We start from the raw sequence: 6,470 nt of genomic DNA, 5'->3' as shown, positions 1-6,470 counted from the left end.
TCAAGCGGTCATTGATCGCTTACGACCACTGACCAGGGCACATTTTCCCATCAACGATCTAGGGACGGGCGCCACGGGGGTCGTGCCCGTCCTCTTCCGGCCCGGGGAGGGGAAACCGTGCGGGCGGGCTTTCGGGCCCGCCCGCACCGGCCTTTCCGGTGGGTTTCGGGTTAACGTGGTCCCATGTCGATCTGGGCGTCAGACAACCGCAACGGCCACGTCCGCGAGGCCCTGACCCTCCTCCTGTCCCAGGGGGTGATCGACGACTTCCGGATCCGGCCCGACGACGAGTTCCCGTTCAGGGTCCAGGTCGCCGCCGGAATCGTCCCGATGACCGAGCACCAGGCCGCGCACTTCGCCCTCGGCGCCGCGGCCGCCCACTTCGGCGACCTGGCCCGGAACACCGGGGAGGCCTGACCTCGGGAGGTCGGCGGCCGGCGCCGCCGGCGGTATCGGCCGGGCGTGCGCGCTGCGCTGTCAGCCGCCGGGGCCGAGGATCGGAGTGAACCGCGAGGACCGGAGTGAACCGCGGGGTTGACCTCAACCTTTGTTGAGGGCGTTGGCTCTCAGGGAAGGAACGAGACCTCTCAGGGGAGCGACGATGGCACAGCCGATTCTGGTCACCGGGGCCACAGGCAACACCGGACGACACGTGGTGGAGGGACTGCTCGCGGAGGGCGTCCCGGTCCGGGCGCTGACCCGGGACCCGCAGCGGGCCGGACTGCCCGACGGGGTGGAGGTGGTCGGGGGCGACGTCACCCGCCCCGACGACGTGGCCGCCGCCGCGAAGGGCACGGCCGCCGCGTACCTGGTGTGGCCCGGGACCGACGAGGCCGCGGAGGGCGCGGCCGAGGTCGTCGCGGCGCTGGGCGAGCACGTCGACCGCATCGTCTACCTGTCCGCCGCCGACGCGGAGCAGGGCGGAGTGTGGGGCGGCGTGGAGCGGGCCGTGCGGGCCTCGGTTCGCGAGTGGACCTTCCTCCGGGTCACCGGACTCGCCGTCAACGCCCTGACGTGGTCCGACCAGGTGCACCGGGGTGTGGTGCGCTCACCGTTCGGCGGGGCGACACGCTCGCTCGTCCACGAGCTGGACGTGGCCGAGGTGGCGGTCCGGGCCCTGGTGGACGACGGGCACGCGGGACGGGCCTACCTGGTCACCGGGCCCGAACAGATCAGCCAGGCCGACCAGGTGCGGGTCATCGGTGAGGTGATCGGGGTCCCGGCACGGTGGGAGGAGCAGCCGCTGGACGAGGCCAGGACCGAACTGGCCGAGGCGGTCGGCGCGGACTTCGCCGACCAGATCATCGACCACTGGTCCGAGAACCTCGACGTCCCCGAACCCGTCTCCGAGGACGTGCCCCGCGTGCTCGGCCGCCCCGGTCTGACCTTCCGGGAGTGGGTCCGCGACCACGCCGCGGCCTTCACCCCCGGGAGCTGACGGGCGCCCCGGGGGCCCACCTCCGGCGGGTACTCCAGGTGCCCTCCCCGGTGTTCTTGCCACCGGAGGCGGTCCCGGCGCCCGACTCGCCTCCGGTGGCGAGATCGCGGTGTGTGGGGTGGTCCGGGTCAGCAGGGCCCCTGGTCGGCCCAGGCGCCCCACTCGCCGCCGACACTCGGCGGGATGCCCTGGATCCACCATCGGGCCTCGTAGACACGTCCCCCGAAGTTGACCCGGTCTCCCTCGTCGTAGACCGTGCGCGGGTTCCAGGACTCGCCGGAACAGGCGTTCCCCGGGCCCTCCTGCCCGCCGCCGTCCTCGGAACCCCCTTCGGCGTCCCCTTCGGAACCGTTCTCGGAGCCGTCCTCGGAGCCGCTCTCGGCCGGGGCCTCCTCAGGCTCCTCCTCGGTCTCCTCGGGGCCGGTGGAGACGGTGATCGTGACCGCGCCCTCCTCGGGCAGGATCGCGCCGGGCTCGGGGTCCTGGCCGCTGACCCCGCCCGCGGCGACGGTGTCGCTGGGCGCCTCCACCACGGAGACGGTCAGGCCGAGGCCGACCAGCGCCTCGGAGGCCTCCGTCTGCCCCATACCGATGAGGTTGGGGACGATGACGCCCTCACTGACGTGGAGGGTCACCGGCTCCTCGCGGTCCCCGTCCTCGCCCGTCTCCGGGGTGGAGGAGAGCACGGTGCCCGGGGTCTCCTCGGCGGAGTGCTCCTGCACCACCTCCACGTCGGTGAAACCGGCCTCGCGCAGGAGGTTGCGGGCGTCGTTCTCGGTGCCGCCCACGACGTCCGGGACCTCGACGTGCTGCGGGCCGACGGACAGTGACAGCAGGACCGACTCCCCGCCCTCCAGCTCCGTGCCCGCGGCGGGTTCGGTCCCGGCCACCTCACCGGGTTCGATGTCGTCGCTGTAGGTGTCCGCGTAGGTGAAGGAGAGGTCGAGTTCCAGGGCGGCCAGCTCCACCTCCGCCATCTCCGGGGAGAACCCGGCGAGGTCGGGGAGCTCGGCCGTCTCCTCGGGGACCAGGGCCCACCCGGCGGCGAACAGCGCCAGGACGAGGACACCCGCGGCGACCAGGAGCGGGACGCGCCGCCACCGGGCGGGGCGCTCCTCGGCCGAACCGTCCCCGGTACCGGTCGAGGCGTGCTCCGAGGGCTCGTCCGCGGTTCCGGCGCCCACCACCGGGATCGGCTGGGTGCTGTCACCGCCGTCATCGAGCCCGGGCAGCGACCTCAGGACCTGTTCGACCAGGGTGAGGTACTGGCCGGCGTCGCGCGGGCGGAAGCGCGGATTGGGTTCGGTGGCGTTGGCGACCAGCATGTCCAGGTCCGGCGGGAGTCCGGGAACCACGGCCGACGGCCGCAGCGACACCCCCTCCTCGGCCCGGAGCGAGCCCGTCATCAGGGTGTTCAGGAGCACCCCGACGGCGTGCACGTCCGTGCGCGGAGTCAGCTCCTCCGCCCCGACCAGCCGGAAGCCGGTGACCGTCACCCCGCCCTCGTCGTCCAGGATCACGTCGTCCGGGGTCGGGCCGCCGTGGACCAGCCCCTCGTCGTGGGCCTCCCGAAGAGCGGCGAGGATGTCGGCCACGATCGACAGCGCCACCTGCGGGCTGTAGCGCAGTCCCTGGTCACCGCCGCCGAGGACCTCGCTGAGGGTCTCTCCGCGGGTTCGTTCGGTGACCATGTACACGTGGCCGCCGTCCCGTCCGTCACCCAGGACGCGCACCAGATTGGGCGCGTCGAGGGCCGCCAGGGTCTGGGCCCGGCCCAGGAAGGCGTGGACGGCGGCGGGGTCCGCGACCAGGTCCGGTTCGAGGAGGGTGACCCGGACGAGCTGGTCCGCGACCATGTCGTGACCGCTGTACACGGACACCGAGCCGTCACCGCCGACACGGTTGCCGAGGATGACGCGTCCGTGCAGCGTGATGCCGGAGAGGGGAGAGGGGCTGGGGGACTCCATGTGTCGGATTGTACGGCGACAAATTTGTACACAACGCCTTCTATCAGGCCAGATACGGACAGTGGGCGCCTCTGTAGAGTCGACCTGCACCGTTCCCCGAACCCCGCCCTGTGAGGCCACATGACCCCCCGTGCCACGGATCGATCCCGAGACGACCGAGAGGAGCGGGAGGACCGTGCCGCCGGGGTCCTCCTCGGAGCCGCGTGCGGAGACGCCCTCGGCGTTCCCTACGAGTTCGCCGCCCGGCTGCCGGAGGACCGGGTCCCCGAGATGGTCGGCGGCGGCCTGGGGCCCTACGCCCCCGGGGAGTACTCGGACGACACCCAGATGGCGGTGTGCATCGCGGAGACGCTCCGGGACCACGGGGAACCCTGTTCCGACCTCGCCCTGGAGCAGACCGCCCGGGCCTTCCTGCGCTGGCGCCGCGAGGGCGCCTCGGACATCGGGGCGCAGACCGCCCAGGTCCTCGGCGGCACCGAGCGGGCCCTGGCCGCGGAGGGGGCGGGCGCGGGGGCCGCCGAGACGATGGCCGGGCTGTCCGCACGGATGTTCGGCTCGGGACAGCGGTGCGCGGGCAACGGTTCGCTGATGCGCACCGCCCCGCTGGCCCTGGCCCACCTCGACGACCCCCGCGGACTGGCCGAATCCGCGCGCCTGTACAGCCTGCTCACCCACGGGGACCCGCTCGCCGCGCAGGCCTGCGTGCTGTGGTGCGAGGCGGTCCGGCAGGCCGTGGTCCACGGCACCTACGAGGGCCTGCACGCCGGGTTGGACCTGCTGGAGAGCGGGGCGCGCGACACGTGGGCCGGGCACCTGGCCGAGGCCGAGAACGCTCCGCCCGGCTCGTTCGCCCCGAACGGTTTCGTGGTCCGGGCCCTCCAGGCGGCCTGGTCCGCGATCGTCCACACCCCCGTGGAAGCGGGCTCCCCGGACCGGTACACGGCCCCGGTCCAGGCGGCGGTGCGCGCGGGCGACGACACCGACACCGTCGCGGCGATCGCCGGTGCGCTGGTCGGCGCCAGGTGGGGCCGTTCGTCCGTTCCACAGGGGTACCTGGACGCGGTGCACGGCTGGCCCGGCTACCGGGCGGACGGTCTGGCCGGGCTGGCGGGGGAGATCCTGCGACGGCACGGGGGCTGACAGGAGCGGATTCCAGCCCCCTTATCCCCGATGATCTTGCTCGTAGCGCCATCCTCGGCGCCGAGACCGGCGCCAGGAGCAAGATCATCGGGGATCTGCCGGTTCCGCGCGCCCTTGCGCCCCTCCGACCGGGCCCGTCCGGGTGCATTCGCTCTCCGGACGTGCGGCATCATGGTGGCGCACGGAAGCGGGAACGTGGATCTGTACGGGAACGGGGAGCGGCCATGGCAGAGCGGATCGAGTGGGTGGCGGCGCACGACCACCCGGAACTGACGGCCGACCCGGTGCGTGCGGCCATCGCCCCCTTCGACGGATCGGTGCGGGCCGCCGCGATCGACCCCGGTCTGGCGGACACGGCGGAGTTCTGCGAGGCCTACGGGCTGACGCTGGAGACCAGCGCGAACTGCGTGGTGCTGGCCGCCAAGCGCGGCAGCGAGGTGACGTACGCGGCGTGCATGGTGCTGGCCACGGACCGGGCCGACGTCAACGGGGTACTGCGCAAGCACCTGGGCGCGCGGAAGGCGTCGTTCGCGCCGATGGACGAGGCGACCGGGCTGACCGGCATGGAGTACGGCGGCATCACCCCGTTCGGGCTGCCGAAGGGCTGGCCGGTCCTGGTGGACAAGCGGGTGTACGACACCCCGTGGGTGGTGGTGGGCAGCGGTCTGCGCCGCTCCAAGCTGCGCGTCCCGGGCCCTCTGCTGGCCGAGCTGCCGGGCGCCGAGGTGCTCTCCCTGACCCGTTAGGGCCGGACCCGAAGGGCCTGACAGGCCGGGAGGGACTGACAGGCCGGGAGGGACTGACAGGCCGGGAGGGACTGATCGGCCGGACAGGGAGTCGTTCGAGTCGATTTGTCGACAAATCCACGAGTGGTTACGGCGCGGTTCGCGGAGGTTTGCGGCACGGCCTCGGAGGGTCGGCTTCGGAGTACGGGCCCGGTTCGCAAGGGCCCGGATCGTAGGGGTTTGCAAGAGTTCAGGGGTGCATGCGGCTCAGCGGCGGGGCCGGGCGCGGACGGCTGGTTCTCGGCCGTCGTTCTCCTCCGTCTGGAGGGGCGCCGGCGGGCGGGACGCCAGGTCTGCGGGTCGGTGAATCGACGTGTCGACACGTCGACGGGGCCGCTACTCGACAAGTCGACACGTCAGCAAGGGGATCTGTCGAGAGACCGGCCCCGTCCGCGCCGGACACCGCGAAGGACCTCCGGGGCGCACTCAGGCGTGACTCCTGCTCCGGCTGCGCCTCGGGCCGGTAGGAGGTGTGGAACCACGCCCCCGGCAACAGCGTCGCCCCGTCCACGATCTACGCGACGGCCGCCGTGCGGATGATCGGAACAGGGGACACGGGGCTCTCCTCAACGCAAGGGGGATTCGTTGCAGGTGATTTCGTTTTCGGATGCCCCCGCAACCTCACGCTTCTCCCCGGGGACAGCACAGCGGGGAGCACAGCGGGGAGCACGGCGGGGAGCGGTGTCCGAGCCAGGCGAGAACACCGCCCCCTTGGGGGTTTCCGCGGGTGTCAGCCGCAGACCCTGAGATAGGTGCGGACGACCTCCGCGAGGTCGTCGAACCCTTCCGTGCTGGTAGCGGCGAGCAGGTCGCCGACGGGAACTCGTGGCCGGGGGACGGGGGAGAGGTAGGGGCGGACCAGGGCGCCCGCGATCTGGTCGGGGTCGTGAGAGCTGCCCTCGACGCCCACTGCCCGGGACTCCGCACACGGGAAGTCCTCCGAGCCCTGTTGCCCTTCCGGTGCGGGCGCGATCGCGGCACGTGCCGGTGGGTTCGGGATGAGGAGGTAGGCCAGCGCCGATGCCAGGGTGAGGGCGAAGAGAGCCCACAGGTGTTCGGTCATACTCCGGCAACGCCGATGGTGTCGCCCGATAGGGTGCTGCATGGTCAATCCCCTGTTCTCATCAGGTGGTTGATCAG

The 6,470-nt window shown here is 72.5% G+C and carries 6 protein-coding genes; 4 read left to right on the top strand and 2 right to left on the bottom strand.

What is annotated here, in order from left to right; genetic code table 11:
* The first annotated feature begins 183 nt into the window (after positions 1-183).
* Together D458_RS0117895 and D458_RS0117890 are read left to right on the top strand one after the other, a co-directional pair.
* Positions 184-417: a hypothetical protein gene (locus D458_RS0117895; protein ID WP_017588126.1), complete on the top strand. Its 234-nt coding sequence runs from the start codon at positions 184-186 to the stop codon at positions 415-417.
* 184 nt (positions 418-601) lie between these two features.
* Positions 602-1,438 (top strand): SDR family oxidoreductase, encoded by an 837-nt coding sequence (locus D458_RS0117890; RefSeq protein WP_017588125.1) that lies wholly within the window; start codon positions 602-604, stop codon positions 1,436-1,438.
* A gap of 128 nt (positions 1,439-1,566) precedes the next feature.
* Here the strand turns inward: D458_RS0117890 and D458_RS0117885 are convergent, their stop codons facing one another.
* Entirely contained in the window at positions 1,567-3,405 is a 1,839-nt protein-coding gene (locus D458_RS0117885; RefSeq protein ID WP_017588124.1) for a PASTA domain-containing protein, read from the bottom strand.
* A gap of 120 nt (positions 3,406-3,525) precedes the next feature.
* On the opposite strand from D458_RS0117885, the gene D458_RS0117880 reads away from it, so the two are divergent.
* Positions 3,526-4,545, top strand: coding sequence for an ADP-ribosylglycohydrolase family protein (locus D458_RS0117880; protein WP_017588123.1), 1,020 nt, complete (start codon positions 3,526-3,528; stop codon positions 4,543-4,545).
* A gap of 224 nt (positions 4,546-4,769) precedes the next feature.
* Positions 4,770-5,291, top strand: coding sequence for a YbaK/EbsC family protein (locus D458_RS0117875; protein WP_017588122.1), 522 nt, complete (start codon positions 4,770-4,772; stop codon positions 5,289-5,291).
* Between the two features lie 769 nt (positions 5,292-6,060).
* Here the strand turns inward: D458_RS0117875 and D458_RS36755 are convergent.
* Complete coding sequence (locus D458_RS36755) at positions 6,061-6,393, bottom strand: hypothetical protein (RefSeq protein WP_017588121.1); 333 nt, start codon at positions 6,391-6,393, stop codon at positions 6,061-6,063.
* Positions 6,394-6,470 lie beyond the last annotated feature (77 nt).

It is taken from the genome of Nocardiopsis ganjiahuensis DSM 45031 (genome assembly GCF_000341085.1).
In the GTDB taxonomy this organism is placed as follows: Bacteria; Actinomycetota; Actinomycetes; order Streptosporangiales; family Streptosporangiaceae; genus Nocardiopsis; species Nocardiopsis ganjiahuensis.
Note: the sequence above shows the minus strand (reverse complement) of the source record. Positions and strands in the feature narration are given on the sequence as shown.

What these genes read in the sequence shown, in the direction of transcription:
- D458_RS36755 (WP_017588121.1), bottom strand. Translation starts at nt 6,393, where the DNA reads ATGACCGAACACCTGTGGGCTCTCTTCGCCCTCACCCTGGCATCGGCG.
- D458_RS0117875 (WP_017588122.1), top strand. Translation starts at nt 4,770, where the DNA reads ATGGCAGAGCGGATCGAGTGGGTGGCGGCGCACGACCACCCGGAACTG.
- D458_RS0117880 (WP_017588123.1), top strand. Translation starts at nt 3,526, where the DNA reads ATGACCCCCCGTGCCACGGATCGATCCCGAGACGACCGAGAGGAGCGG.
- D458_RS0117885 (WP_017588124.1), bottom strand. Translation starts at nt 3,405, where the DNA reads ATGGAGTCCCCCAGCCCCTCTCCCCTCTCCGGCATCACGCTGCACGGA.
- D458_RS0117895 (WP_017588126.1), top strand. Translation starts at nt 184, where the DNA reads ATGTCGATCTGGGCGTCAGACAACCGCAACGGCCACGTCCGCGAGGCC.
- D458_RS0117890 (WP_017588125.1), top strand. Translation starts at nt 602, where the DNA reads ATGGCACAGCCGATTCTGGTCACCGGGGCCACAGGCAACACCGGACGA.